General features: G+C 63.6%; 16 protein-coding genes. 10 read left to right on the top strand and 6 right to left on the bottom strand.

The features are described 5' to 3' along the window. Nucleotides 1-10: 10 nt before the first annotated feature. The gene (locus PRZ01_RS15360) at nt 11-3,682 is read right to left on the bottom strand and encodes an L-glutamate gamma-semialdehyde dehydrogenase (protein WP_409993859.1); all 3,672 of its coding nucleotides are present in this window, start codon (nt 3,680-3,682) and stop codon (nt 11-13) included. Nucleotides 3,683-3,782: 100 nt separating this feature from the next. On the opposite strand from PRZ01_RS15360, the gene PRZ01_RS15355 reads away from it, so the two are divergent. After that, a complete protein-coding gene (locus tag PRZ01_RS15355; protein WP_273597680.1) occupies nt 3,783-4,253 on the top strand; it encodes an Lrp/AsnC ligand binding domain-containing protein in 471 nt (156 codons plus the stop codon). A gap of 47 nt (nt 4,254-4,300) precedes the next feature. On the opposite strand, the gene PRZ01_RS15350 is transcribed toward PRZ01_RS15355, so the two are convergent. After that, complete coding sequence (locus tag PRZ01_RS15350; RefSeq protein ID WP_273597679.1) at nt 4,301-4,957, bottom strand: phosphatase PAP2 family protein; 657 nt, start codon at nt 4,955-4,957, stop codon at nt 4,301-4,303. Nucleotides 4,958-5,028: 71 nt separating this feature from the next. Further along, complete coding sequence (ppk2, locus tag PRZ01_RS15345; protein WP_409993862.1) at nt 5,029-5,913, bottom strand: polyphosphate kinase 2; 885 nt, start codon at nt 5,911-5,913, stop codon at nt 5,029-5,031. Between the two features lie 173 nt (nt 5,914-6,086). Here ppk2 and PRZ01_RS15340 point away from each other — a divergent pair, with 173 nt between their 5' ends. Continuing rightward, on the top strand, nt 6,087-7,970 hold the full coding sequence (locus PRZ01_RS15340; RefSeq protein ID WP_273597677.1) for a DUF885 domain-containing protein: 1,884 nt from the start codon (nt 6,087-6,089) through the stop codon (nt 7,968-7,970). 127 nt (nt 7,971-8,097) lie between these two features. Further along, nucleotides 8,098-8,931 (top strand): HDOD domain-containing protein, encoded by an 834-nt coding sequence (locus tag PRZ01_RS15335; protein WP_273597676.1) that lies wholly within the window; start codon nt 8,098-8,100, stop codon nt 8,929-8,931. A gap of 70 nt (nt 8,932-9,001) precedes the next feature. Here PRZ01_RS15335 and PRZ01_RS15330 read toward each other — a convergent pair whose 3' ends face one another. Both PRZ01_RS15330 and PRZ01_RS15325 read right to left on the bottom strand, forming a co-directional pair. Continuing rightward, nucleotides 9,002-11,332 carry a putative bifunctional diguanylate cyclase/phosphodiesterase gene (locus tag PRZ01_RS15330; protein WP_273597675.1) on the bottom strand — a complete coding sequence of 777 codons (2,331 nt, stop codon included), beginning with the start codon at nt 11,330-11,332 and terminating at the stop codon, nt 9,002-9,004. A 255-nt stretch (nt 11,333-11,587) separates the two neighbouring features. Next, nucleotides 11,588-13,651 (bottom strand): NADPH-dependent 2,4-dienoyl-CoA reductase, encoded by a 2,064-nt coding sequence (locus PRZ01_RS15325; RefSeq protein WP_273597674.1) that lies wholly within the window; start codon nt 13,649-13,651, stop codon nt 11,588-11,590. A gap of 192 nt (nt 13,652-13,843) precedes the next feature. Between PRZ01_RS15325 and PRZ01_RS15320 the strand changes: the two genes are divergently transcribed. The 4 genes from PRZ01_RS15320 to PRZ01_RS15305 all read left to right on the top strand — a co-directional run bounded on the left by PRZ01_RS15320 (nt 13,844) and on the right by PRZ01_RS15305 (nt 20,722). Beyond that, entirely contained in the window at nt 13,844-15,178 is a 1,335-nt protein-coding gene (locus PRZ01_RS15320; RefSeq protein WP_273597673.1) for a DUF4397 domain-containing protein, read from the top strand. 375 nt (nt 15,179-15,553) lie between these two features. Continuing rightward, nucleotides 15,554-18,568: a response regulator gene (locus PRZ01_RS15315; protein WP_273597672.1), complete on the top strand. Its 3,015-nt coding sequence runs from the start codon at nt 15,554-15,556 to the stop codon at nt 18,566-18,568. Next, complete coding sequence (locus tag PRZ01_RS15310) at nt 18,565-20,181, top strand: thioredoxin family protein (RefSeq protein ID WP_273597671.1); 1,617 nt, start codon at nt 18,565-18,567, stop codon at nt 20,179-20,181. The genes PRZ01_RS15315 and PRZ01_RS15310 overlap by 4 nt, the downstream gene beginning before the upstream one ends. Before the next feature lie 88 nt (nt 20,182-20,269). Then, complete coding sequence (locus PRZ01_RS15305) at nt 20,270-20,722, top strand: MaoC family dehydratase (protein ID WP_273597670.1); 453 nt, start codon at nt 20,270-20,272, stop codon at nt 20,720-20,722. A gap of 39 nt (nt 20,723-20,761) precedes the next feature. On the opposite strand, the gene PRZ01_RS15300 is transcribed toward PRZ01_RS15305, so the two are convergent. Then, complete coding sequence (locus PRZ01_RS15300) at nt 20,762-21,118, bottom strand: PspC domain-containing protein (protein ID WP_273597669.1); 357 nt, start codon at nt 21,116-21,118, stop codon at nt 20,762-20,764. A 245-nt stretch (nt 21,119-21,363) separates the two neighbouring features. Between PRZ01_RS15300 and PRZ01_RS15295 the strand changes: the two genes are divergently transcribed. Genes PRZ01_RS15295 through PRZ01_RS15285 form a run of 3 tightly spaced genes read left to right on the top strand, consistent with a single transcriptional unit; the run spans nt 21,364 to nt 24,964 of the window. Then, nucleotides 21,364-22,893, top strand: a complete 1,530-nt coding sequence (locus tag PRZ01_RS15295; protein WP_273597668.1) for an alpha/beta hydrolase — start codon at nt 21,364-21,366, stop codon at nt 22,891-22,893. Continuing rightward, the gene (locus PRZ01_RS15290) at nt 22,890-23,738 is read left to right on the top strand and encodes an ABC transporter ATP-binding protein (RefSeq protein ID WP_273597667.1); all 849 of its coding nucleotides are present in this window, start codon (nt 22,890-22,892) and stop codon (nt 23,736-23,738) included. Before PRZ01_RS15295 ends, PRZ01_RS15290 begins: the two co-directional genes overlap by 4 nt. Next, on the top strand, nt 23,735-24,964 hold the full coding sequence (locus PRZ01_RS15285) for an ABC transporter permease (protein WP_273597666.1): 1,230 nt from the start codon (nt 23,735-23,737) through the stop codon (nt 24,962-24,964). Before PRZ01_RS15290 ends, PRZ01_RS15285 begins: the two co-directional genes overlap by 4 nt. The last annotated feature ends 40 nt before the right edge of the window (nt 24,965-25,004 follow it).

Raw genomic sequence — 25,004 nt, 5'->3', positions numbered from 1 at the left:
AACTGAAGCGTCAGTGCATGCCTGCCAGCAGCGCCGCATTGCCGCCTGCCGCTGCGGTGTTAATGGTCAAGGTCTGCTCAGCGCAGAAGCGGTACTGCTGACGGGCATCCATCACCTCCTTGGCCGAAATCAAGGGGCGAATCGCGCCGGCGTCAGCCGCCATATGGCGCCACAGGGTGCGCTCAAGCAAGGCGCTTGAACCAGTCAACACGACACCCGCCAGACGCGGGTCGGCCAGCAAGGCTTTCAGGCTCCCCAGACCTCCCGACAGCAGTTGCACTGCTTGCTTGGGCAAGCCCGCCTCGTGCAGTTGTTGTTGCAAGCCCTGGGCAAGCACCAGGGAGGCTTCGTCCGCCACCAGCGCGACGCTGTTGCCCGCCACCAGAGCGGCGCACAAAGCCTGCGCCAATTCATGCGATGCCTGCGGTTGAACCGCCATCGCCGCGACCGCCATCACGCCACGGCCATGCAGGCGCAGGGCATTGCTTTCGCCGGTGGGGCCGGGCAGCGCCAGTTCCGCCAGATCCAGCGTGGCCTGATCCAAACGTGCTGACAGCGCGGCCGATGCCGCATCGCCCTCAAAAGCCCGCCGCAGCACGCTGGCACGGCCCAGCAGCGGCACCTTGCTCCAGGACTCAAAAGCGGACCCCAAGGTAGCCAGCGCGGCGGTGAGTGAGGAAGTCACCACCGCCGGGTCGGTCGGGGTCGCTGCTGCACTGCCTTCGCCCTCATTCGAGCTCACCCCCGGCAGGGCGCAGAAGCGGTACAGATAGTTCGGCCCGCCCGCCTTGGGGCCGGTGCCGGACATGCCTTCGCCGCCAAAGGGTTGAACACCGACAACCGCCCCGATCACATTCCGATTGACATAGACGTTACCGATGCGTGCCGCATCCGCCAAACGCTGTGCACGGCTGTCAATGCGGGTCTGAATGCCCAGCGTCAACCCGTAACCCAAGGCATTGATTTGTTCCAGCACTTGATCAACATCGCCGCCCCACCGCACCACATGCAGTACCGGGCCGAAGATTTCTTGCTGCAAGTCTTGAATGCGGTCGATCTCAAAGGCCACTGGCGCCACCAAGCCGGGCAGACGTTCATGCAGGCCGCACTCCGCGATCAAGCGCGCATCGCGCTTCAGCCGCGCCACATTGCGCACGATGTTGTCGTAGGCCTCGGCGTCGATGACGGGGCCGACGTCGGTGCTCAACTCGGCCGGCTGACCCACCCACAGCTCTTGCAGGGCACCGCGCAACATCTCCATCAAGCCGTCGGCAATGCTCTCGTGCACGCACAACAGACGCAAGGCGGAGCAACGCTGGCCGGCCGACCGGAAGGCGCTCTGCACCACAGCGTCTACCACCTGCTCGGGCAGCGCCGTCGAGTCCACCAGCATGGCGTTCAGCCCTCCGGTTTCAGCAATCAAGGGCAGCAACGGACCATCCTTGGCGGCGAGGCTGCGGTTGATGATCTGGGCCACCTGGGTCGATCCGGTGAAGCACACACCCGCCGTGCGCGGGTCGGCCACCAAGGCGGCACCCACGATCTCACCGGCACCGTGCAGCAAGATCAGTGCGTCGGTCGGCAACCCTGCGGCCTGCATCAATTCGACAAAACGTTGGGCGACGTACGGAGTTTGCTCCGCGGGTTTGGCCGCCACGGTATTGCCCGTCACCAGCGCTGCAGCCACTTGACCCGCAAAAATAGCCAACGGAAAGTTCCAGGGGCTGATGCACACAAACACGCCGCGGCCCTGCATCGCCACGGCATCGCTTTCTGCCTGATCGGCGTAGTAACGCAAAAAGTCGACGGCTTCGCGCACTTCCGCCACACAGTCGCCTTGCGTCTTGAAGGCTTCCTTGACCAGCAAGGCGCAGAACTCGGGCAAGCGGGCATCCAGCGCATCGGCTGAGCGGCGCAAAATCGCCCCGCGCGCGCCCACCGGCAAGGCGCTCCAGCGTGTGAAGCCAGCTTGCAAGTGAGCCATGGCGTCGGCCACGGTGCCCAGGCTGGCCATGGGCACTTCAGGCACATGAACCTCGCTCAGCGCCGTCAACAAAGGCTGGCGTTGCGCCAACTCAGTAAGATCCACGCCGCTGGAATTGCGGCGGCCACGGCCTTTTTCGTCGAGGTACAAAGCCGATGGCAAGGGCAAAGCGCTATACGTCTGCACCTGCTCCAGCGGAGAGCCCAGCAATTCGGGCACTTGAACATTGACGTCGGCAAGCTGGTGCACAAAGGACGAATTGGCGCCATTTTCCAGCAGGCGGCGCACCAGATAGGCCAGCAGATCACGGTGCTCGCCCACCGGGGCGTAGACCCGGCAAGGGATGCTGCCATCACGCAGGACCTCACGATAAACGCCCTCGCCCATGCCGTGCAGACGCTGCATTTCAAACTTGGCGTTGGCTTGGCGCGCCATCAACACGATGGCCGCGATCGTGCCAGCGTTGTGGCTGGCGAATTGCGGGTAAATCACGTCGGCGTGATCGATCAATGCCTGTGCGCAGGCCAGGTAGGACACGTCGGTGTGCTGCTTGTGGGTGAACACCGGATAGGCGCTCAAGCCCAGCTCCTGCGCACGCTTGATCTCGCCGTCCCAGTAGGCGCCCTTGACCAGCCGCACCATGAAGCGCAGGCCATGCTTGTTGGCAATGGCCGCCACGGCGTGAATCACGTCCAGCGCACGAGTCTGGTAGGCCTGCACGGCCAAGCCAAAGCCACGCCACTGAGGATAGCTGCCCTTGATGCGCGCGGCCAGGGCATCCAACACGTCCAGGGACAGCTCCAAACGGTCCACCTCCTCTGCATCGATGGTCAGATTGATATTGGCGTTAGCCGCCAATTCAATCAACTGCCAGACCCGGGGCAACAGCTCGGCAAAGACACGCTCGCGCTGCAACACTTCATAGCGTGAGAACAAAGCGCTCAGCTTGATGGAGATGCCGTCAGAGGATTCTGGCCCAGCGGCCTCTTCTTCACCCTTCTTGCCCAGCGTGCCCAGCTGCACCTTGGCACGGGCGGCAATCGCCTGGATGGCCCCGACGTAGGCGGCTTGATAGCGCTCGGCGTCGGCTTCGGTGCGAGCACCTTCGCCCAGCATGTCGTAAGAAAAGCGCAGCACGGGCAGCATCTTGCGGGCCGCGGCCGCTTCGTCCATGGCTTCGCGAATATTGCGCCCCAGCACGAATTGCCGCCCCAGCAACTGAATTGCGCGCACCGTGGCGGCCACCACGGTTTGCGCGCCCAACCGCGACATCAGGCCACCTTGGCCCTCCGCGTCAGGCAGGAATTTTTTGGACAGAGAAATCGCCGTGGCCGACAAGCCGGCCAGCATCTTGTGCGGGCCGTCAGAGCCGCCGTCGAACTGGCCACGTCCCAATTGGTCCGCCGTCAAGGCGATGGCAGTGGGCGCATCGGGCACGCGCAGCAGTGCCTCGGCCAAGCGCATCAGGGCCAGGCCTTCCGTGCTGGTAATTGGGTATTCGCGCAGCAGCGACTCCATCGCCCAGAACGGTGCCGGATTGGCTCTCACCTGCTGAACCCAGGGCGCCGCGAGCTGAATCACCTGAGGCCAGTCCAGTTGCTTGCGCAAGGCTTGCACCAAGGCGCTGACAACGGCCGGCTCCTCACGGTAGGGGCTGGGCAGGCGGGCGGCTTCGGGCGGAATGATGAATGTGCTCATGGGCGTATCTCTGGGTCAAGCTAGCGAGTAGACGGACTTTAGAGGCCTTCGCAATGAATTAAATTCGCAACATCGCACCGTTTGCAGCAGAAAATCCGGCATGACTGAAGAATTTCAACTCGACAAGATAGACGCTCGCATCTTGCGCGCCCTCCAGGCCGATGGCCGGATCTCCAACCTGAAGCTGGCCGAGGCGGTGCATCTCTCGCCCACCGCCGTGCTGGAACGCGTCAAGCGCCTGACGCGAGACGGCTTCATCCTGGGGTACGAGGCGCGCCTGAACCCCGAAAAGCTGGGCGCAGGCATGCTGGTGTTCATTGAGATCTTGCTGGACCGGACAGTACAGGACGTGATGGACAACTTCAAGGCCGCCGTGCAGTCCCGCCCCGAAATCCTGGAATGCCATCTGGTGGCTGGCGGCTTCGACTACCTGCTCAAGATTCGCGTGGCCGACATGAACGCCTACCGGCACTTCATCGGCAGCGCCATCTGGAGCCTGCCCGGCGTGCGAGAAACCCGCACTTACGCCGTGATGGAAGAAGTCAAAAGCACCACGGCGCTGCCTTTTTGAGGCGGAGAAGTGGCGCTGGATGAAATGGGAGGGTCGTCAACGAGTACTCAATCAGCCCAGTCTGCGGGCACCGGCCGGGCCAGCAGGTCAGCCCGGGTAAAGGCGCGTGCATGCCCGGAGAGCTTGAGCGCCAGGCGGGTGACCGCATCGTGGCTGCGCGAGGGGGGTGCACCGCCGGGGGATATCGCCAAGGCGAGGGCCACGCTCACTGGCAGCCACAGCGGAGGGCGCCGGTTCAAAGCTGGAGCCCGGCGCAGCACCATGCCACTGGCCCAGGCCCCCAGCACAAAGCCCAGCAGTGCTTCACTGAATGAGTGTGCACTCACCTCAACTCTTGAATAGGCAATCAGCGCCGCTGCGCCATAGGCCATCAGCACGCCCAAAGTCTGGCTGCGCGGCGCGTGCCCGCGCAGAACCACCCAGGCCAGCACCGGCAGCACTGCCGCTGCAAACATCGAATGGCCGGAGATGCCGGTGAAGTTCAAAGCCGCAACACCAACACCCCAGCCAATGAAGGCCAATTTGGTGGCCGTGGTGAGCGCGACAGCGAAGCCGAGCCAGCCCAGCCAGCGCCGAGCCAGCACATGCTCCCCAGCGGCCAGGGCCAGCCACAATATCGCGGCCAAGGCCAGGGGGAGAAGAATCTGGGCTTCACCCAGGCGGGTGAACCAGTGCCAGAAGGCGTGGAGCGTGAAAGCGGGCATGCCCGCCATGCTACTGGACGGCTGTGACGAGCACCGGGCCGCCGGAATGGGCACCCGAATTGGCAACCCGCTCAATACAACTCAGGCACCAGCATCTGCTCTGGCACCGGTTGGCGCGCATAGTCTTCATGCCGCTCGCGCGAGGGCAACACCACAGGCGCGTGCGGCACCTCGTGATAGGGCATCTGCGAGAGCAAATGGTTCATGCAGTTGAGACGCGCCTTTTTCTTGTCATCGGCCTGCACCACCCACCAAGGCGCCTCGGGGATGTGGGTGCGTTCCATCATCACCTCTTTGGCGCGGGTGTAGTCTTCCCAGCGACGGCGGGATTCAAGGTCCATGGGGCTCAGCTTCCACTGCTTCAACGGGTCATGGATGCGGCCCAAAAAGCGGGTGTGCTGCTCGTCATCACTGATCGAGAACCAGTACTTGATGACTTGAATGCCCGCGCGGGCCAGCATCTTTTCAAACTCCGGCACCGAGCGGAAGAATTCTTCATATTCGTCGTCAGAGCAAAATCCCATCACCCGCTCAACGCCGGCGCGGTTGTACCAACTGCGGTCAAACAGCACGATTTCGCCCCCCGCGGGCAGATGCGAGACATAGCGCTGAAAGTACCACTGCGTACGCTCGCGGTCGTTGGGCGCCGGCAAGGCCGCCACGCGGCAGACGCGCGGATTCAGCCGCTGGGTGATGCGCTTGATCACGCCGCCCTTACCCGCCGCGTCGCGTCCTTCGAAAATGATCACGGCCTTGTGGCGCGTCTCCACCACCCAGTCCTGCAACTTGACCAACTCGCCCTGCAGGCGAAACAGCTCCTGGAAGTAGGCCCGGCGCTGCTGACGCTGCTCCGGGGTGAAGCAACCTTCGGCCAAGGTGTCGGCCCGGTCGTCGATTTCCATCTCCAGTTCTTCGTCGTAGCTGTCGATCAAATCGGCTTGCATACGCTGCATCATGCGTTGATGGGCTTCGGCGCTATCAGGAGCATCGCGATCATTCGGGTTCATGGCGGAAACGGGGCGTGGAGTCAGTGTCGCCTGAGCCTGCTCGCACATTGTGACAAGGTCATGACGAATGGCGTTGAGCTCGCTTGGGCGCAAAATCCGGCTTTTTCAGCGCCCCTCTTTTCATGAAAAACATGACCACCCTGCCCGTGAAACTCAAAGCCCTGCCCACCCGCCTGGCCTTGTTGCTGTGCCTGGGCGCGAGCCTGACGGCCTCAGCGTTGGCAGCCCCCGTGAAAACGCCCGAAGCGCAAGCCCGCCACGCCGAGCGGGACCGTGCGGCGCAGGTGCAGCACACCTTCGACGCAGAAGTGGACGCCTTCTTGACGGCGTACTGGCAACTGCTGCCCGAGGCCGCGTCCGTGGCCGGCCGCTACGAGGCCTCCGCCCATCTGCCAGCACCCACCGAGGCGCGCCGCCAAGGCTTGATCCGCTTCGCGCAGCAGTGGCTGAGTCGCCTGCAAGCCCTGCCCGCCCGACTTCAGCTGGACGAGGGTCAAACCGGTGATCTGGCCTTGTTGGTCAACCATCTGCAAAACTTGCGCTGGTCACAGGAGCGCTTTCGCAGCGAGGTTTGGGATCCGACCGGCTACAACGTGGCCGACGGCTTCAGCGATTTGTTGAACAAGGGCGACTTCACGCCCGCGCAACGCGTGCAGATGATTGACCGGCGGCTGCAGCAGGTGCCGGCGTTCTACCGCGCCGCCCTGCAACAAATCAAAGACCCAGCGGCACCCTTGCTGAAGATGGCAATCTCGCAAAACAAGGGCGGCCTGGAACTCTTCAGCCATGACATTGCAGACTTGCTCCAGCGCACCGACCTTGAGCCGTCGAACCGTGCTCGGGTGCTGCAGCACCGCGATACGGCGGTTCGCGCCATCCAGCAATTTGTCACCGCGTTGGAAGCCATTGACGCCCGCCAGACCCGCGACGGCAGCGGCCGCTCTTTCCGCATCGGGCGTGAGGCTTATGCGCAGAAATTTGCCTACGAAATTCAAGCCACCGTTGACGCCCCCACGCTGTACCAACGCGCCCTGAACGAAAAGGCCCGCCTGCAGCAAGCCATGAGCGAGCTGGCCGATGGCCTGTGGCCTCAGTTGTTCCCCGGTGAAGCCCCTGCCACCAACCGACTGGACAAGATTGCCCGGGTGATCGACAAGCTGGCGGAAAACCATGTCAGCCCAGCAGGCTACATCGACGACATCCGCGCCCAACTGCCCGCCCTGGCCGCCTGGGTCCAAAGCCACGATCTGCTCGACCTCGACCCCAGCAAGCCCCTGCAGGTGCGTGAAACGCCAGCCTATATGCGCGGCCTGGCGGGTGCCTCCATCAGCGCCCCGGGCCCGCTGGACCCGCAAGGCGTCACCTATTACAACGTGGACCCCCTGGACCCGGCGCAGACAGAAAAAACCGAGTCGTATCTGCGTGAGTACAACCACTGGGCGCTGCAGGTTCTGAGCATCCACGAGGCCATTCCTGGCCATTACGTGCAGCTGCTGCATGCCAACAAATCGCCGTCCAAGGTCAAGTCATTGTTCGGCAACGGCGCCATGGTCGAGGGCTGGGCCGTCTACTCCGAGCGCATGATGATGGAAAGCGGCTGGGGCCAGGTGGACGGCAAACCCAGCCCCGAAATGGGCCTGATGTACGCCAAGTGGAACCTGCGCGTGGTCTGCAACACCCTTCTCGACTACAGCGTGCATGTGCTGGGCATGAGCGAGGCCGACGCGCTGCATTTGCTTGAAAAAGAGGCCTTTCAATCGCACACCGAGGCGACCGAAAAGTGGCATCGGGTGCAAGTTAGCTCCGTTCAGCTGACGAGTTACTTTGCCGGCTTCTCGGAGATCCTGGCACTGCGCGATCAGCTCAAGGCCATTCAGGGCCCGGCCTTCAACCTGAAGGCCTTCCATGAGGAGTTCCTCAGCTACGGCAGCGCGCCCGTTGCCATGGTGGCGCGTCAAATGCTGGCTCGGGCGCAAGGCACGTCGCTGCCAACTTCGTCACGCTGAACCTCGCTTCAAACCCTTGCCCCGCCTGGCTGCGGCCGTTTATGCCGGGGGGGCCTTTCATTTTTTTCACAGACCGCCGATATTGCGCTAACAGATCCCTGGATCAGCGGAATAGCGGAACAGCGGCATGCCACCCAATTTTCTGGAACAACCCAAAACCACCTTGAACGGTTGGGTGGAATTCTTTCGCCAAATCGACATTCCGGTGCAGGTTGACACCGCACAGCAGATCGATGCCCTCGCACAAGACGAGGACAGCGTGGACATGAACGATCTGGCCGCGCTGATCAACAACGACCCCTTGATGCTGCTGCGCCTGTTGCGGCACGCGGGCAGCCAGGCCCGCAACAAGGCCAACTTGCCCAAGACGGTGAGTTCACTGGAAACCCTGATCCTGATGGGTGTCAGCCCCTTCTTCAGAGCCTTCACCGGCTTGCCCGTGACCGACGATTGGCTGGCGCAACGCCTTGACGCCCTGTCGGGCCTGGAACGGGTTCTGGACCTGAGCCATCGCGCGGCGCGCTTTGCCCACGGCTTCGCCACCCAACTTGATGATCCGAATGCGCCGTTGATCCATGAGGCGGCCCTGCTGCACCATTTCGTCGAAATGATGATGTGGCTGCACGCCCCCACGCTGGCGCAGCGCATCGACATGCTGCAAGCCACCACGCCGGGACTGCGTACCCGCCAAGCCTGCCGCACGGTGCTGGGGATTGATCTGCTGGACTTGCGCCGGGCACTGATCAAGGCGTGGCAACTGCCTGACGTGCTGGCTCAGCTGACCGACGACGACCACGCCCACCGGCCACAGGTGCGCTGTGTCATCCTGGCCATTCGCCTGGCCCGCCACACACGCAATGGTTGGGAGCACCCGGCGCTGGAGCAAGATGTTCAGGACATCGCCGATTTGCTGCACCTGGGCGTGGAGCCCACGCTGCGCCTGCTGCCGCAGTTGGCCTGAGCACAGCCGCCGCGCCTGCCAATCGCTCGCGGGCTCAGCCCTGCCGCCCGCACAACGCGTATAGACGATCTCAGGCTGATAGCAACTCCGTGGCCGGGGTCTTGCGCACGATATCGAGCTGCGGTTTATACATGGGGCCTTGGTGAATATCAGCAGGCGCCATGGGTCGGCCAAAGTGCCAGCCCTGGGCCCAATCGCAGCCTTCACGGCGCAGCCAGGCGGCTTGTTCGGCGGTTTCAACGCCCTCGGCCAAGACATCGAGATTCAAGCTGCGGGCCAACACAATGACGGTGCGGGCAATCGCCGCCACATTGGCATCGCTGCCCAACTCGCTGACGAAACTGCGGTCGATCTTGAGGGTCTGGATGGGCATGCGGCGCAGGTAGGACAAAGAGCTGTAACCCGTGCCGAAATCATCAATCGCCACCCGCACGCCGCGCTGGCTCAAGGCCCCCAGCAATTCAATGGCGCCCTCGGCATCCTCCAGCAGCAGACTCTCCGTGACTTCCAATTCAAGCGCATGCGGCGGGCAGCCACTGGCGGCCAGCGTGGCGTCCACCAACTGGACAAATCCGGGTTGACGCAGCTGCCGTGCCGACACATTGACGGCCACTTGCTGCGGCTTGCCAGCAACGCCCTGCCAAGCCGCCGCCTGGGCGCAGGCCGTCTCAAGCACCCATTGGCCGATTTGTACGATCAAGCCGGTGTCTTCCGCCAAGGGTATGAATTCCACCGGCGAAATCGCGCCCCGCACCGGATGGCGCCAGCGTAGCAGCGCCTCAGCGCCGATCAGCGCGCCATCGGACAAGCGCACCTGCGGTTGGTACTCGAGGCGGAACTGCGCCAACTCATTGGCATGGCGCAAGGCATGGGTCAGCTCGAAGCGCAGTTGCACCGCTGCCGTCAATTCAGGGCGATACGCCTGCACAGTATTGCGCGCATGGGCCTTGGCACGGCACATGGCGGCCTCGGCATTGCGCAGCAGATCATCCACCGTCGTGCCGTCGGTCGGGAACAGCGCCAGGCCAATACTGGCGCCCAGCATGAAGCGCTGCATTTTGTCGGCCACCTGCAACTGCATGGGTTCGCGCATCGAATCGATCAGGCGTTCACCCAGGCGCATGGCGGTTTCCTCGTCCACCAGGCCCGACAACACAACCACAAATTCATCGGCCCCCACACGGGCCACCGAGTCGCTGACCCGCACCACTTTGAGGAAGCGATCTGCGGCTTCCTTCAGCACCGCGTCGCCCGCCGTGTGCCCGGCAATGTCATTGACCTCCCGGAAGCCGTCGAGATCGATGTACAGCACCGCCACACTGGTACGGTCGCGCTCGGCCACGCTGATCTGCCGGCTGATGCGGTCCCGCAGCAACGCCGCGTTAGGCAGGCCGGTGAGCCGGTCGTGCAACTCCTGGTGCAGCAGCTCGGCCTCGGTCTGCTTGATGCGGGAGATATCCGTCAACACGGCCAGGTAGTGCTGCTCGCCGCCCAGTTCGGCGGGCGGCACGCACACGATGGTGGCCCAAAGCGGAACGGCCAGCCCGGCCTTGTTGCGCTCCAGCAATTCGCCGCTCCATTTGCCCTTGGCAGCCACTTCGGCCCACAGATCCTGCAAAAAGTCAGGAGTCTGCCCGCCGATCTGCAGGTACTGCGGCATGCTGCCCAGCAACTCTTCGCAGCTGTAGCCGGTAATGGCGCACAGGGCGGGATTGACGTCGCGGATCAGCAGGTCGGCGTCCAGCACCATGATGCCTTCACCGCAATGCTCGAACACGGTCACGGCACGGTGCAACTGAGTCATCGCCTCACGCAGGCGGGTCACGTCCCGCGCCACGCCGACCGACCCCAGGTTTTCACCATCCACCATCACCGGTGCCTGCACCACGTCCAGGCACACCCGCTGGCCGTCAGGCCGGGTGGTCCAGCTGAGCGTGCGTTGAGGTGCAGGCGTCGTCAAAGCAAGGCTGGCAGCGCGCAGTGACTCCGGAAGGTCCGCCCACTCCAAACCCGCCACACCCTGTACGCCGCCCAGCGCGCGGAGCTGCAACTCACTCAAGCCGGTGCATTGCTCAAAGGCGGGGTTGCAAACCTCAAACGCCCCCTGCTGATCCCGAAAATACACGGGGTCCGGGATGGCATTGAGCAACGCGCTGAGTTTGCTCCGCTCACGCCGTACCGCCAGCAACTCCAGGCGGCGGCGACGCAAACGCAAACGCAATACCAGCAACAAGCGCAGCGCCAAACCCATGATCAGGATGGCGATCAGGCCCAAGCCGACCATCCATGCCCCAACCCCGCTCAGCGTCCACCGGTCCGCAGCCCAGGCAGGCTGAAGCCCGCTCAGCGCAGCCAGAAACACCGCCAGCGGTCTGGCCCGCTGAAAAAGTTGTTGTCCCATGCCTCACCCAAATTATGACGACAGCGTCGGCCAGTCCGGGCGGTTCACTCCCCCGAACGGGACGCCGTTCCGCACATCAATCGCCCAAAACACCGGGCGACCCCTCATGCATTCAAATGCCCTCGTATCTTTGACAAGATTTGGGTGGAGCCCCCCTCAGCCCACGTGCCGCTGCCGCGATATCGCGTCACCAGGACAAACCCATGCAATCAAAGTTTCGACAGTGTCAGTGCAGGGCTTGAGTCAGGGCCTGCCCTATAGGGTGCTGCCGAGGCGGGTTCCCTGCAAAATTGCACGTTTTGCGTCCAATTCTCCGGCTTCCAGGGCGCCGCCAATGAGATGAACCTGGGCGCCCGCGGCCCGCAGCGCGGCCTCCAGCGCGCGCACTGGCTCCTGGCCCGCGCACAACACGATGCTGTCCGCCGGAATCAGCTGGGTGTCCGCATGCTTTTCGCCGTAGCTGACCCACAGCCCTTCAGTCGTGATGGCTTCGTAGTTGACGCCAGAGAGCATTTCGACCTGCTTCATCTTCAGCGCCGCACGGTGAATCCACCCGGTCGTTTTGCCCAGGCCCGCGCCAAGCTTGCCGGATTTGCGCTGCAACAGCGTGATCTGACGCGCCGGTGCGGCGGGCTGCGGGCGAGCCAGACCACCGCGCACCGTTTGCGGATCAGTCACGCCCCACTCGCGGCGCCAGGCCTCAGCATCCAGCGCCAGCGAATGTCCGGCGTGCTCCACCAAAAATTCCGCCACATCGAAGCCGATGCCGCCGGCCCCCACAATCGCCACGCGCTGGCCCACCTTGGCACGGCCCAGCAACACGTCGGCATAACTGTGTACCTTGTCGGCGACAGCAGGATCATCCTGGCCCTTGATGTGCGGGTTGCGTGGCATCACGCCGCTGGCCAGCACCACCTCATCAAAGCCCAGCAGATCGGCCGCTTCGGCACGGTGATTCAAGCGCAGTTGCACCCCTGTGATCTGAATGCGGCGGGTGAAATAACGCAAGGTCTCGCTGAATTCCTCCTTGCCCGGAATGCGCCGTGCCAGATTGAACTGGCCGCCAATCTCCGCAGCGGCCTCGAACAGATGCACCTCATGCCCGCGCTCCGCCAGCGTGGTGGCCGCCGCCAAGCCCGCCGGACCGGCTCCGACCACCGCAATGCGCTTACGCTTGTGCTGGCTGGTGCTCAGAGGAATGATGGGGATTTCTTGCTCATAAGCAGCACGCGGGTTGACCAGACAGGTGGAAATCTTCTGTGCAAAAGTGTGATCCAGGCAAGCTTGGTTGCAAGCAATGCAGGTGTTGATCTCGTCCGCGCGGCTTTGCCGGGCCTTTTTGACAAATTCGGGGTCCGCCAAAAAGGGTCGCGCCATGCTCACCATGTCGGCAGATCCTTCGGCCAACACGTTCTCGGCCACCTCGGGGGTGTTGATGCGGTTGCTGGTGATCACCGGGATATGGATGCCCTCCGCGCGCAGTTGGGTGCGCAGTTTGTGCGTCACCCAGGCAAACCCGGCGCGCGGCACCGAGGTGGCGATGGTGGGCACCCGCGCTTCATGCCAGCCAATGCCGGTATTGATGATCGTGGCGCCGGCTTTGACCACGGCGCGAGCCAACTCCAGCACCTCGTCCCAGCTGCTGCCGTTCGGGATCAGATCCAGCATGGAGAGGCGGTAGATGATGATGAAGTCCGGCCCCACAGCCTCCCGCATGCGCGTGAGAATCTCGAGGGCCAGCCGCATGCGGTTGGCATAGCTGCCGCCCCACTCGTCGGTGCGCTGATTGGTGTGGGCCACCAGGAATTGATTGATGAAGTAGCCCTCCGACCCCATCACCTCGACACCGTCATACCCGGCTTCGCGGGCCAGCTTCGCGCAACGGACAAAGGCGCGGATCTGCCGCTCCACCCCGCGGGCCGACAACTCACGCGGCGTGAACGGCGAGATTGGCGACTGAATGCGCGAAGGCGCCACGCACAAGGGTTGATAGCCGTAGCGCCCTGTATGCAGGATTTGCATGGCGATCTTGCCGCCCTCGGCGTGAACCGCCTGGGTGATGGTCTGGTGGCGCCGCGCCGCGCCCGAGGTGGCCAGTGTTCCTGCAAAAGGCTTCGCCCAACCCTCGATATTGGGGGCAAAGCCGCCCGTGACGATCAAGCCGACTTCACCGCGCGCGCGCTCCGCGAAATACACAGCCATGCGCTCGAAATGCTTGCGCCCGTCTTCCAGCCCAGTGTGCATGCTGCCCATCAGCACACGGTTTTTCAGGGTGGTGAACCCCAGGTCCAGAGGTGCAAAAAGATGCGGATAATTCATGCTGGCAGCTTTCAAGCGAAGGTGCGGGGCATGCTAGCAGTGCCTTCCAAATAGTTTTTAGAGCCGCCTCCTGTAATATGAAGGCTTGTGCAGCTCCCGCACCTGCGGCTTCACAATAGCGAAACCTGAGCCACATGCCCCAGCAACAGGGGCTTGGCCCAATCGCGCAACACCATTCAACGGAGCTTTTCAATGCGATTCAAACCCTGGGCGCTTGGCCTGACCTTGGCCGGCGCCGCCCTTCTCTCCGCTTGCGGTGGTGGTGGGAGCAGCAATCACACCAATGTACGACTGCTGAATGCCAGCGTCTCTTATTCCTCGCTCGACTTTGCGGTCAACAGCACGACCATCAACTCCAAGGTGGCCTATGGCGCCGTGGGCGCTTACGGCAGCGTGGACACCGGCTCGACCTCCTCGCAACTGCTGGACAGCGTCAACGGCAGCGCCGTGCTGTCCTGGACCCCGACCCTGGCGGGCAACAGCAACTACACCGTGATTGCCTACGGCTGGGCCGGTGCCGTCAAGCAGACCCTGCTGCAAGAAACCGAATCCACGCCTGATGCCAACAAAGCCAAGCTGCTGCTGTTGAACCTGGCTGCCGATGCCGGCGCACTGGACCTCTATGTCACGGCTGCCAACAACACCGACAGCCTGAGCACCTACACCCCGGTTGCCACCAACATCCTGGGCAGCAGCGGCTACAACCTGATGACCAGCGGCACCTACCGCCTGACCCTCACGGGCACGGGCAAGCCGGCTGACGTTCGCCTCGACATCCCCAGCGTAGCCCTGGCCTCCACCTCGATTCAAACCCTGGTGTCCACCTCCACCGTGGGTGGCAAGTTGGTCAACGGCATGGTGTTGGTCCAGCAAGGCAGCGCCACCAACTATCCCACCACCTCGGCCCGTGCCCGGGTGGTGAACGGCGTGGCCTCGGCAACGCCTGCGAGCAACGGTGTCGCCTCCTCGGCCAATACCTTTGTCACGTCCACGCTCAACGGCAAGTCCTTGATGAGCGCCTCGCTGGCCCCCGCCATCGGTCAGTACGTCACCACCACAGCCGGCGCTGCCACCAGCTTCAGCGTGATGGTCAATGGCTCGCCCGTGACGGTGACCGCGCCGACCTTGGCCGCCGGTGGTGACTACACGGTGCTGGTCTATGGCCCGGCCGCAGCGCCCATGGTGTCGGTGATCATCGATGACAACCGCCTGCCCACCACCTCGGGTTACACCAAGGTCCGTTTGATGAACGGCGTGGCCAGCTCGGTCGGTGCCGGCATGCAGGTCGACTTCACCAACCAGGCCAGCAATGTGATGCCCGGTACGGCATCGACACCGCAGACCGTGGCCGGCCTGACCGCCGGTTCGCGCGTGTCCGTGACCCTGCCCACGGCCAACCCGGCCTTGTCGGCCCTGACCGGTGTGAACCTGGCCGCCAATACCGTGTTCTCAGTCTTCGTGCTGGGTGACTCGGTGGTGCCTTACACCGTGCAGATCAACCGCGACGACCTCGCGCCGCTGCAATAAGCTGCGCACTTGGATCAGCAACAAGGCCACCTTCGGGTGGCCTTTTTTTGTGCCCAAACATAACTGCAAACCCGTACATAAGAATGTGTTGCAGCGCCAGCGGCAAAGGCCGGCCGTCGCGGCAAACCGGTGGAAACAATGAGCCCCGCTCCAGGCGACCTGCCTATACTGAAGCCACATCAATGCCTGACACGGCACCGATGCGAAGTGATTGAACAGGTGGTGATCCCATGCCGTTGATACCGTGCCAACAGCGTGTTCCTGAAATGCTTGGCCGAAGTCCAAATCAACACCGATGCAGAGACAGACGCACAACGCCAAGGTGGCCGGGGCATCTCGCTTCCTTGCCGGCTGTCTGCTGGCAGGGTCACTGAGATGACCGGCCCCTCTGCGCGCGAAGTCGCCTACTACCGAGAGGCTCACAAACTACTGTTGGGCCTGGCGACCCTGCATGGCTTGTGGAGTTTGTACCAGGCACCGGCAACCCACACCGTGGCACTGGTGCTGGGCCTGGGACTGCCCGCGCTGCTGATACCCGCATGGCTATGCTGGCGGCGGCCCGAGGCGCTGATTGCGCGCATGGCCGTGGCGCTGTCCTTCGTGGTGTTTGTGAGCCTGGCGATCGAACAAAGTGGCGACAACCCGAACACACACCTGGGCTTTTTCGTGTTGCTGGGTGCCTTGGCTATTTACTGCGACTGGCGCCCCATCGTCGGCGCCGCAGCGATGATCTTGCTACACCATGCCCTGTTCGCGGAGCATTCCAGGCTGTTGGTGGGCACAGCGCTCCAGCCTGAAAACCATTCCACGGCGGCGATGCACGCGTTCTACATCTGCCTGCACGCCGGGGTGCTTTCATTCATTGCCATCCGCATGAAAAAGTTGGTGGCGGAATCGCATGCGGTGGCCGATGCCGTGCTGCGCATTGCCGCTGGCAACTGGGCGCTGCAGCTGCCGGACGCGGCCCAGCAAAAGTACGACACCCTGGCCGCTGTTGCAACCATGCAAGAGCAACTCACCCAGACCATGGCCGACCTCAACGCCGCCCGCGTCCGCGCCGAAGAAGCCACCGCGGCGAAGAGTGCCTTTCTGGCCGCGATGAGCCACGAAATCCGCACACCGATGAACGCCATCATCGGCCTCTCCCATCTGGCCAGCCGCACTGAAATGAGCGTGCAGCAGCGCGACTACGTCGACAAGATCAAGCTCGCCGGGCAGCATCTGCTGGGCATCCTGAACGACATCCTGGACTTTTCCAAGGTGGAGGCGGGCATGCTGTCCATTGAGCACACGCCCTTCGAACTCGATGCCATGCTGCAAAACGTGGCCAATGTGATCGCCGAAAAAGCCAGCGATAAAGGACTGGAGTTGATGTTCCAGGTGGCGCAGGACGTGCCGCCCTACCTGGTAGGCGATCCCTTGCGGCTCGGTCAAGTGCTGATCAACTTTGCCAACAACGCCATCAAGTTCACCGCGCAAGGGGAAGTCAGTGTCCATGTGACGCTGGATCAGTCCCTGGAGCCGACGCCTCACGCCACCTATGTCAAGCTGAAATTCGACGTCAAAGACACCGGCATCGGTTTGTCGCCGGAGCAAATGAGCCGCTTGTTCAGAGAATTCTCGCAAGCCGAAGACGCAACCGCCCGCCACTACGGCGGCTCGGGATTGGGGCTGGTCATCAGCAAAGGCCTGGCCGCGTTGATGGGCGGCGACGTTGGCGTTGACAGCACCTTGGGCCAGGGCTCGACCTTCTGGTTTACGGCCCGAGTCGAAGTCGGGCGCATGACCGCACGCCCCTTGCTGCCCGAAATCCAGCTGCGCGACCGTCGCGTCCTGGTGGTCGACGACAACCCCCATGCCGCCGCCGTCCTGGTTGACATACTCAGCAGCCAGGGCTTTGCCGTCGCAACAGTCAACACAGGCCCCTTGGCCATTCAGGCGGTGCACATTGCGGATGCCGGCGATCAAGCCTTCGACATCGTGATGGTCGACTGGCAAATGCCCCATATGGACGGTCTGGAAACCACCCGCCGCATTCGGGAGCTGACGCTCAAACATCGGCCGCTCCAGATCATGGTGACCGCCCACGGCCGGGAAGAAGCCGTCCGGGGCGCCGAATACTCCGGGGTGGACGACGTCTTGCTGAAGCCCGTCAACGCCTCGCTGCTGTTCAACACATTGATCCGGCTGCTCAGCGAGCGGCAAGGTGCGTCTGACGCCGTGCAAGGCACCGGCGCGCCCTCGGGCCCCGGCGAGCCGGCCATTGAAATTCCCAGCCGGTTGCGTCATCTGCGCGGCGCCCGCATTCTGCTGGTCGAAGACAACGACTTGAACCAGCAAATCGCACAAGAGTTGCTGAGCGATGCCGGTTTGCACGTCGACGTGGTGGAGAACGGCCAAGCCGCGCTGGCTCAAATCGAACAGCAGCCCTACGACCTGGTGCTGATGGACATGCAAATGCCGGTGATGGACGGCCTGGAAGCCACCTTGCAACTGCGCAAAAATCCCCGTCACGCGCTCTTGCCTGTCATTGCGATGACTGCCAACGCGCTGCCCAGCGACCGCCAACGTTGCTTGTTGGCGGGCATGAATGACTATGTATCCAAACCCATCGCCCCCGACGAACTGTGGGACGCCCTGGCACGCTGGATTCAACCCCGTGCCGGCTTGGGCGATAGTGCAAATGCTCAGCGGGTCGAGACCTCGCCCACGGTGTTCAAGTCCCCGCTGAAGTTCTCGCGGCAAGCGCAACAGTCCGTCCAGCTACCCGACCAGATCGACGGACTGGACTTGGCCCTGGGCCTGCGGCGCACAGCGGGCAGGGCTGCGTTCTACCTGGACTTGCTGCACCAATTCACAGCCACCCGCCGCACCGCGCTGCACGAAGTGCGCGACGCCCTGAACACCGAAGACCGCCCTCGGGCCGAGCGCCTGACCCACAGCCTCAAAGGGCTGGCCGGCACCCTCGGCGCGACGCCGCTGCACGAGCGCCTGCGTGCGCTGGAACAAACCCTGCAAGGGCAAATCAAAACTGCCCCCCTGAACGAAGCCCTGGACGAGGCTGAAGCAGCCCTAAACCATTTGATTCAATCCTTGAGCCTCCACCTGCCTGACCGTCGCAGCCACGAGCACGACGTCGCCCCTGCCGCTTCAGCCGAACGCAAGCCCGCCCTGAACGCCGTACAACTTCAAGCCTTGGTAGAACAGATCGACACCGCGTTGGCCCGGGACGACCCCGAAGCGCTGGACCTGCTGGCCTTGCATCACACCGCCTTACAGACAGCAGGTGAAGCTGATTTTGGCGCTTTACAGGCGGCAATTCAGCAGTTCCAATTCGACAGGGCACGCCAAATCCTGGCGCGCTTTCTCCGCCCACAGGATTTGCTTTGAACTTGAATCCCCCGCGCCGTCACCACATCCGGGCCCGGGCCCTCGGCGCAGCCTGTGCTTGTGCCGTCGCCGTCTGGACGGCCTGGCCAACGATTTGCACTGCCGCCGCTGCCCCAAGCACCCTCAGCGTGGCCTGGACCGACGCCAACGGAGATGCTGATATCGACCGCGCCTTTCAACAAGCCCGCAGCGGCAAAAAGCCCCTGCTGCTGTATTGGGGCGCCCAATGGTGCCCACCCTGCAATCAGCTCAAGGCGACCTTGTTCAACCGGCAAGACTTCATCGAGCAGACCCGCGCCTTCGTCACGGTCCACATCGACGGCGACTCACCCGGCGCCCAAAAGCTGGGCGCCCGCTTCAAGGTGCGCGGCTATCCCACGCTGATTCTCTTCAATCCCGATGGCGCGGAGCTGACTCGGCTGCCCGGTGAAATCGACGCCCCCCAAGTCATGCAAGTGATGCAGTTGGGGCTGGCCAGTGGTCGCCCTGTCAAAGCCGTGTTGGCGGACGCCCGTGCCGGCCGCCCGTTGACCGCCAATGAATGGCGCCTGCTGGGCTTCTATGCCTGGGACGTGGACCAAGGCCAGTTGATCGCTCCCGCCGATTTACCCAAACTGCTGAGCCAGCTGGCCACCCAAGCCCAGTCGGTCGACCCTGGGGCTGCCACCCGACTGTGGCTCAAGGCCCTGGTCGCCAACGCGGCGATCGACACCCAGCACAGCGCACCTGAGTCCACGGCCCAAAGCCGGTTGACCCAAGTCCTCGGCGATGCCCTCAGCACACGCGCCCTGGCCGACGTGCTCAGCAATGGCGCAGACGACATCGTGCGCACCCTCGCCCCGCAAGCTGGCCCAGCGCGCAAGGCCTTGCTAAGCCCGTTTGAGAGCGCCCTGATGCGCCTGGAAGCCGACACCACCCTCTCACGCGCCGACCGCCTGCAAGCCCTTCAAGCCCGGGTCGATCTGGCCCGACTGGACTTGCCCAAAAATGAACGCCATCCACGGCTCAGCCCCGCCTTGGTGGCCGATGTGAAAGAACAAACCGCCAAGGCTGACCGAGACATCGTGGACGGCTACGAGCGGCAGGCCGTCATCAGCGCCGCCGCCCACCTGCTGAGCCAAGTCGGGCTGTGGGCCGACAGCGACGCCCTGCTCAAAGCCAATATCGCCAAGAGCCACTCGCCCTACTACCTGTTGAGCGGCCTGGCCAACAACGCCCGCCAACAAGGCCGCACAGACGAAGCCCTGCGCTGGTCAGAAGCCGCCTTTAAGCAAAGCGAAGGCCCCGCCACGCGCTTGCAATGGGGCGCCAATTACCTGGCTGCGCTGGTTGAACTGAATCCGAAGGACAGCGCCCGCATCGAAAAAACCGCCGCGCAACTCTTCACCGAGGCGGGCCAAGACAAGGGCGCCTTTTACGAACGCAGCGCCCGTTCACTGCAAAAAATCAGCGCCAGCCTGAGGCAATGGCAGGCCCTGGGCCAAAGCACAGGCCAAAGCAGCGACCCGCGCACCGCCGCACTGAAGCGATTGAAAAATCAGCTCAACGCGCTGTGCCCCCAGGTCGACACCGCTGGCGGCCAACGCGCCACCTGCCAGGCCTTGATGTCCTGACGCTTTAGGGGCCCGAAAGCGCCCCGACATCCCGTAAAAGTCACCTGCGCGATACTGCGCTGACCCCATCTCTTGCAACAGTTCGCCCATGCCCACCTACGCCTTTGAAGACTTCACTCCCGGCCGTGTGTTCGAATTCGGCGGCCTGACGGTTGACCGGGAAGAAGGCTTGCGCTTTGCGGCCGCCTACGACCCGCAGCCCCTGCATCTTGATGAAGCAGCGGCCGACGCCTCGGTGCTGGGGGGGCTTTCGGTGAGCGGGTGGCACACCTGCGCCATGGTGATGCGCATGATGTGCGATGCCTATCTGCTCGACTCCACCAGCCAAGGCTCACCGGGCATTGACAAGCTGCGCTGGCTCAAGCCCGTTCGGCCGGGCGACACCTTGCGCGTGCGCATGACCGTGCAAGAAGCACGCGGCAGCCAAAGCCGCCCACAGATCGGTCTGGTCTTGTCCACCTGGGCGGTGTTCAATCAGCACGACGAGCAAGTGATGAGCATGGAAGGCTGGGGCATGTTCGGCCGCCGCGCTGCGGCCTGACGCTGCAGCCCTGCCCTGTCGGTATCAATCCGCCGTACTTCAATCTGCTTCAGGCACAAAAATCCACAGCAGCAGATAAACCAGCACGCCGCTGCCTGCGCAAACCACCAGCAGCGTGAACATCAGCCGCCACAACCAGGTGGGCGTGGCGGTGAGCTCGGCGATGCCGCCGCACACCCCACCCAACCAACGGTCGTCGCGGCTGCGCTTGAACTCGTTGAGGGACGGCTCCTCAGACGTGGCCCGCGCCGCATCGGCCGTGGCGCCGCCCTGTTGCGCACCTGGTGATCCACCATCACCCAGCACCCGCCCCTTTGCGCGCGCAAACTCTTCGTCCGACAACACGCCACGCTGATGCAATTCGGCCAGTTTGGCCAACTCGTCGCTGTACGACATGAACACTCCTTTGAAATGATGCCGGGCCGAAGCGTAACCTTTTGAATTCGCCTGACCAAGCCCGTGCGACCAAGCGCACCATGACATGGACAGAAAGAACGCATGGCAGACAAGTCGCTGATTCAAGGGGCAGCTTCAAAGGCCGTTCGTGCCCGCGTTCCTTCCCGTCGCCGCCTTTCTCATTAGCTAGGCGCAACAGGTCTCCATAATCCGCGTCACAGCAAAACTGAGGACGGACAAACGGCATGCATGCACCAGGAAGTCGATCGATCCGCAAGGACAACAGTCGCCGCCAGCGGAGGGGCGCCGTCAGCCTCAGCCTCGCGGCACTGTCCTGCACGGCTGCGTCGGCCGGCACCTCACCGGCCCATCCCTGCCGGGTTGAAGGCATCCCGACCGAGCTGCTGTGCGGCGCCCTGCAGCGGCCCCTGGACCCCAGCCGGCCGCAGGGCACGCAAATCGACATCCACTACCTGGTGGTACCCGCCCTGGCACGCAACAAACAGCCTGAGCCGGTCCTGATGTTGGCAGGCGGGCCCGGCCAAAGCGCATTGGCCGTAGCGCCCGCCGTGCTGCCCGCTTTGTCGCGCTTGAACAACCGGCGCGATCTGGTCTTCATCGACCAACGCGGCACGGGCCAGTCCGCCCCCCTGCAATGCGCGGACGACAGCGCGCTGCCCTTGGCACAAGCCCTGGATCTGCAAGCCACCCAGCAGCGCATTGACCAATGCCGCATCGACCTGGAAATGCTGCCGCACGGCAACCTGCGCATGTACACCACCACGCTGGCCATGCAAGATTTTGATGCTGTGCGTGAGGCCCTGGGCGCACCGCGCTGGAACCTCATTGGCGGCTCCTACGGCACGCGAGCTGCGCTGGAGTACCTGCGCTTGTTTCCGGGCAAAGTCAGGCGGACGGTGATCGACGGTGTGGCACCACCTGACATGGTGTTGCCCGCCAGCCTGTCCACCGACGCCCAGTCCGCCTGGGACGCTACTTTGCGCTTTTGCGACACCGATCCGCAATGCCAGCGGCAATTTCCACAGCTGCGGCAAGACTGGCGCCGGCTGCTGCAAAGCCTGCCGCAATCCATCACCGTGAATCATCCCCTGACGGGCAAGCCAGAGACCCTCACCCTGACCCGTGACCAGCTCCTGCGCACCGTGCGAGTACCGCTTTATGCCCCCGTACTGAGCGCCGCACTGCCCGCCGCCATGCATGCCGCCAGCGAAGGCCATTTTGAAGGCCTGCTGGGCCTGTCAAGCGTCATGGCATCCAGCAAGGGCAGCAAGCTGGCCGAGGGCATGCACTTCTCGGTGGTGTGCGCGGAAGATATGCCGCGCCTGTCTGACGCTGCAACTGCACAAGCCCTACAAAACGTTCCAGGCGCCGACTTTGGCCAAGGCGACGCGCAGTTCTACCAACAAGCCTGTAAAAACTGGCCGCGCGGCGCGGTGCCACCGGCCTTCTACAACGTGGCGGCCAGCGCATCGCCGGTGCTCTTGCTGAGCGGTGGCGCTGACCCCGTTACACCACCGCGCCACGCGGCGCGGGTGGCCAAGGCCCTTGGCGCAAGGGCGCAACACATCGTCGTGCCCGAAGCCGGCCACGGCGTGATGGCCTTGGGCTGCATGCGCGAGGTGATCTACCGCTTCATCGACACCCCGGACGACAGCACTGCCCTGCCCCAGGATGCCAGCTGCGCCAGCAAAATTCCTCACCCCACCGTCTTTGTGCCGGTGCAGGCCGGCCCTCAAAACAAGCGTGCGCCATGATTCAGATTGAACACGTCAGCAAACAATTTGTCGCCCGCTCCGCCGGGCTCGGCGGCCTGTTCAAGCGCCATGCTCCGCGCGCCAAGCAGGTGGTGCATGCCGTCAGCGATGTCAGTGTGCACGCTGCCAGTGGCTGCATCACCGGCCTGCTGGGTGCCAACGGGGCCGGCAAGACAACCACCTTACGCATGCTGGGCGGTCTCTTTCAACCGGACGCAGGGCGCATCACTGTGGATGGCCTGGCCGTTGCCACCCAAGGCCGTGAAGCGTTGGCCCGCATGGGCATTCTCGGCGATGCCCACGGGCTCTACCCACGCCTCTCGGCCCGTGAAAACATCATCTATTTCGGCCGCCTGCAGGGCATGGAGGCCGACCAAGCCAACGCCCGGGCGATCGAGCTGGCACGCTTGCTGGACATGAACGCGATCCTCGACCGGCGGGCCGAAGGCTTCAGCCAAGGCGAACGCATGAAAACCGCGCTGGCTCGCGCCCTGGTGCACGACCCCGCCAACATCGTCCTCGACGAGCCCACCAACGGCCTCGACGTGCTGGCCACCCGCGCGCTGCGCGAAGCCCTGCGCCACCTGCGCTCACCCGCCGGGGGCAGCAAAACCATCATCTTCTCCACCCACATCATGCAAGAGGTAGAACAACTGTGCGAACACGTGGTGCTGGTGTCCCAAGGCCGCAGCGTGGCTGAAGGCTCGGTGCCTGAATTGCTAGAGCTGGCCGGTGAGTCCCGCTTTGAAGACGCCTTCGTGAAGCTGGCTTACCCCGCTTCGCCCGCCTCGCCGCACACCCCTGTCGACAGCATTGCACTTGGCGGCCACAAGGGAGCTGCATGAACAAGCCGATCGCCCCTGGCAAGCGCCACGCAAACACCAACCCCCAAACTCAGCGCAAGGGCTGGCGCAACTTTCGCACCGTGTTCACCAAGGAAATCATCGAAGCGCTGCGCGACCGCCGCACCCTGCTGCGCATGAGCTTTTCAGCCGTGTTGATGGGCCCTTTGCTGCTGCTGGCCCTGTCAGGCCTGATCTCCTCGCTGGAGACACGGGCCGAACAGCGCGAGATCCTGGTTGCCGGCATTGAGCACGCCCCCACGCTGCGCAACTTCATCGAGCGGCAAACCTACACCCTCAAAACTGCGCCCGCCGACTACGAAGCTCGCCTGCGCAACAACACCCTGCTGGAGCCCGTGTTGGTCATTGGCAAAGACTTTGAAAACGCCTTGCTGAGCGGCCAGCAACCCGCGGTCGAAGTGGTCAGCGACAGCGCCAACCAACGCGCCAGCGCCGGCGTGGGGTCGATTCAACACCTGCTGTACAACTTCAACCGCGAACGCACCACGCTCAGCCTCGCCCTGCGTGGCGTCTCGGGTGCCTTGCTGCAACCCGTGCTCATCGAAGAGCGTGACCTGGCCAGCGCGCAGGCGCGTGCCGCACGCATCACCGGCATGATCCCGATGTTCATCATCATGGCGGTACTTTACGGCGCGCTAACGGCCGCACTCGACAGCACCGCCGGTGAACGCGAGCGGGGCTCGCTGGAGCCCCTGCTGATGAACCCGGTACCGTCCTTCGCGCTGGTGCTGGGCAAATGGGGCGCCGTGGCGTGTTTGGGCCTGTGCATGGCGCTGCTGTCCAGCCTCAGTTTCGTGCCAGCCCAATGGCTGCTCAAGAGCGATAGCTTGCAAGCCATGTTCCAGTTTGGCGGGCGCGAGGTGCTGGCGTTCATCCTGCTGCAGCTCCCCTTGGCTGCGGGCGCCAGCGCCCTGCTGATGGCCTTGGCGATTCGCACCCGCAGCATCAAAGAAGCGCAGGCCAGCAGCACCCTGGTGATCACCTTGATGGCGCTGGCCCCGATGGTCAGCCTGCTCAACCCCGGTGGCGACGCGCCCTGGTATTTGTGGGTGCCCGGACTCGCACAGAACACCTTGATGCTGTGGGTGCTAAAAGGTGAGGCGCTGACCCTGGCGCAAGTGTTGCCGGGCATTTTGGTGGGCGCGCTGCTGACGGTGGCCAGTCTGGCCGTTGTCGCCCGGTCCATGAGGGGTGCGGTGGCGCGATAGGCGCCGGGGCGGGTGTTCAACTTGTGCGCACTGAACACGT

This window comes from Roseateles koreensis, assembly GCF_028595305.1.
Taxonomy (GTDB): Bacteria; Pseudomonadota; Gammaproteobacteria; order Burkholderiales; family Burkholderiaceae_C; genus Paucibacter_A; species Paucibacter_A koreensis.
Note: the sequence above shows the minus strand (reverse complement) of the source record. Positions and strands in the feature narration are given on the sequence as shown.

Excerpts from the sequence above, each read along its gene's own strand:
- PRZ01_RS15360 (WP_409993859.1), bottom strand. The coding sequence starts at position 3,682 with ATGAGCACATTCATCATTCCGCCCGAAGCCGCCCGCCTGCCCAGCCCC.
- PRZ01_RS15355 (WP_273597680.1), top strand. The coding sequence starts at position 3,783 with ATGACTGAAGAATTTCAACTCGACAAGATAGACGCTCGCATCTTGCGC.
- PRZ01_RS15350 (WP_273597679.1), bottom strand. The coding sequence starts at position 4,957 with ATGCCCGCTTTCACGCTCCACGCCTTCTGGCACTGGTTCACCCGCCTG.
- ppk2 (WP_409993862.1), bottom strand. The coding sequence starts at position 5,913 with ATGATGCAGCGTATGCAAGCCGATTTGATCGACAGCTACGACGAAGAA.
- PRZ01_RS15340 (WP_273597677.1), top strand. The coding sequence starts at position 6,087 with ATGAAAAACATGACCACCCTGCCCGTGAAACTCAAAGCCCTGCCCACC.
- PRZ01_RS15335 (WP_273597676.1), top strand. The coding sequence starts at position 8,098 with ATGCCACCCAATTTTCTGGAACAACCCAAAACCACCTTGAACGGTTGG.
- PRZ01_RS15330 (WP_273597675.1), bottom strand. The coding sequence starts at position 11,332 with ATGGGACAACAACTTTTTCAGCGGGCCAGACCGCTGGCGGTGTTTCTG.
- PRZ01_RS15325 (WP_273597674.1), bottom strand. The coding sequence starts at position 13,651 with ATGAATTATCCGCATCTTTTTGCACCTCTGGACCTGGGGTTCACCACC.
- PRZ01_RS15320 (WP_273597673.1), top strand. The coding sequence starts at position 13,844 with ATGCGATTCAAACCCTGGGCGCTTGGCCTGACCTTGGCCGGCGCCGCC.
- PRZ01_RS15315 (WP_273597672.1), top strand. The coding sequence starts at position 15,554 with ATGACCGGCCCCTCTGCGCGCGAAGTCGCCTACTACCGAGAGGCTCAC.
- PRZ01_RS15305 (WP_273597670.1), top strand. The coding sequence starts at position 20,270 with ATGCCCACCTACGCCTTTGAAGACTTCACTCCCGGCCGTGTGTTCGAA.
- PRZ01_RS15300 (WP_273597669.1), bottom strand. The coding sequence starts at position 21,118 with ATGTCGTACAGCGACGAGTTGGCCAAACTGGCCGAATTGCATCAGCGT.
- PRZ01_RS15295 (WP_273597668.1), top strand. The coding sequence starts at position 21,364 with ATGCATGCACCAGGAAGTCGATCGATCCGCAAGGACAACAGTCGCCGC.
- PRZ01_RS15290 (WP_273597667.1), top strand. The coding sequence starts at position 22,890 with ATGATTCAGATTGAACACGTCAGCAAACAATTTGTCGCCCGCTCCGCC.
- PRZ01_RS15285 (WP_273597666.1), top strand. The coding sequence starts at position 23,735 with ATGAACAAGCCGATCGCCCCTGGCAAGCGCCACGCAAACACCAACCCC.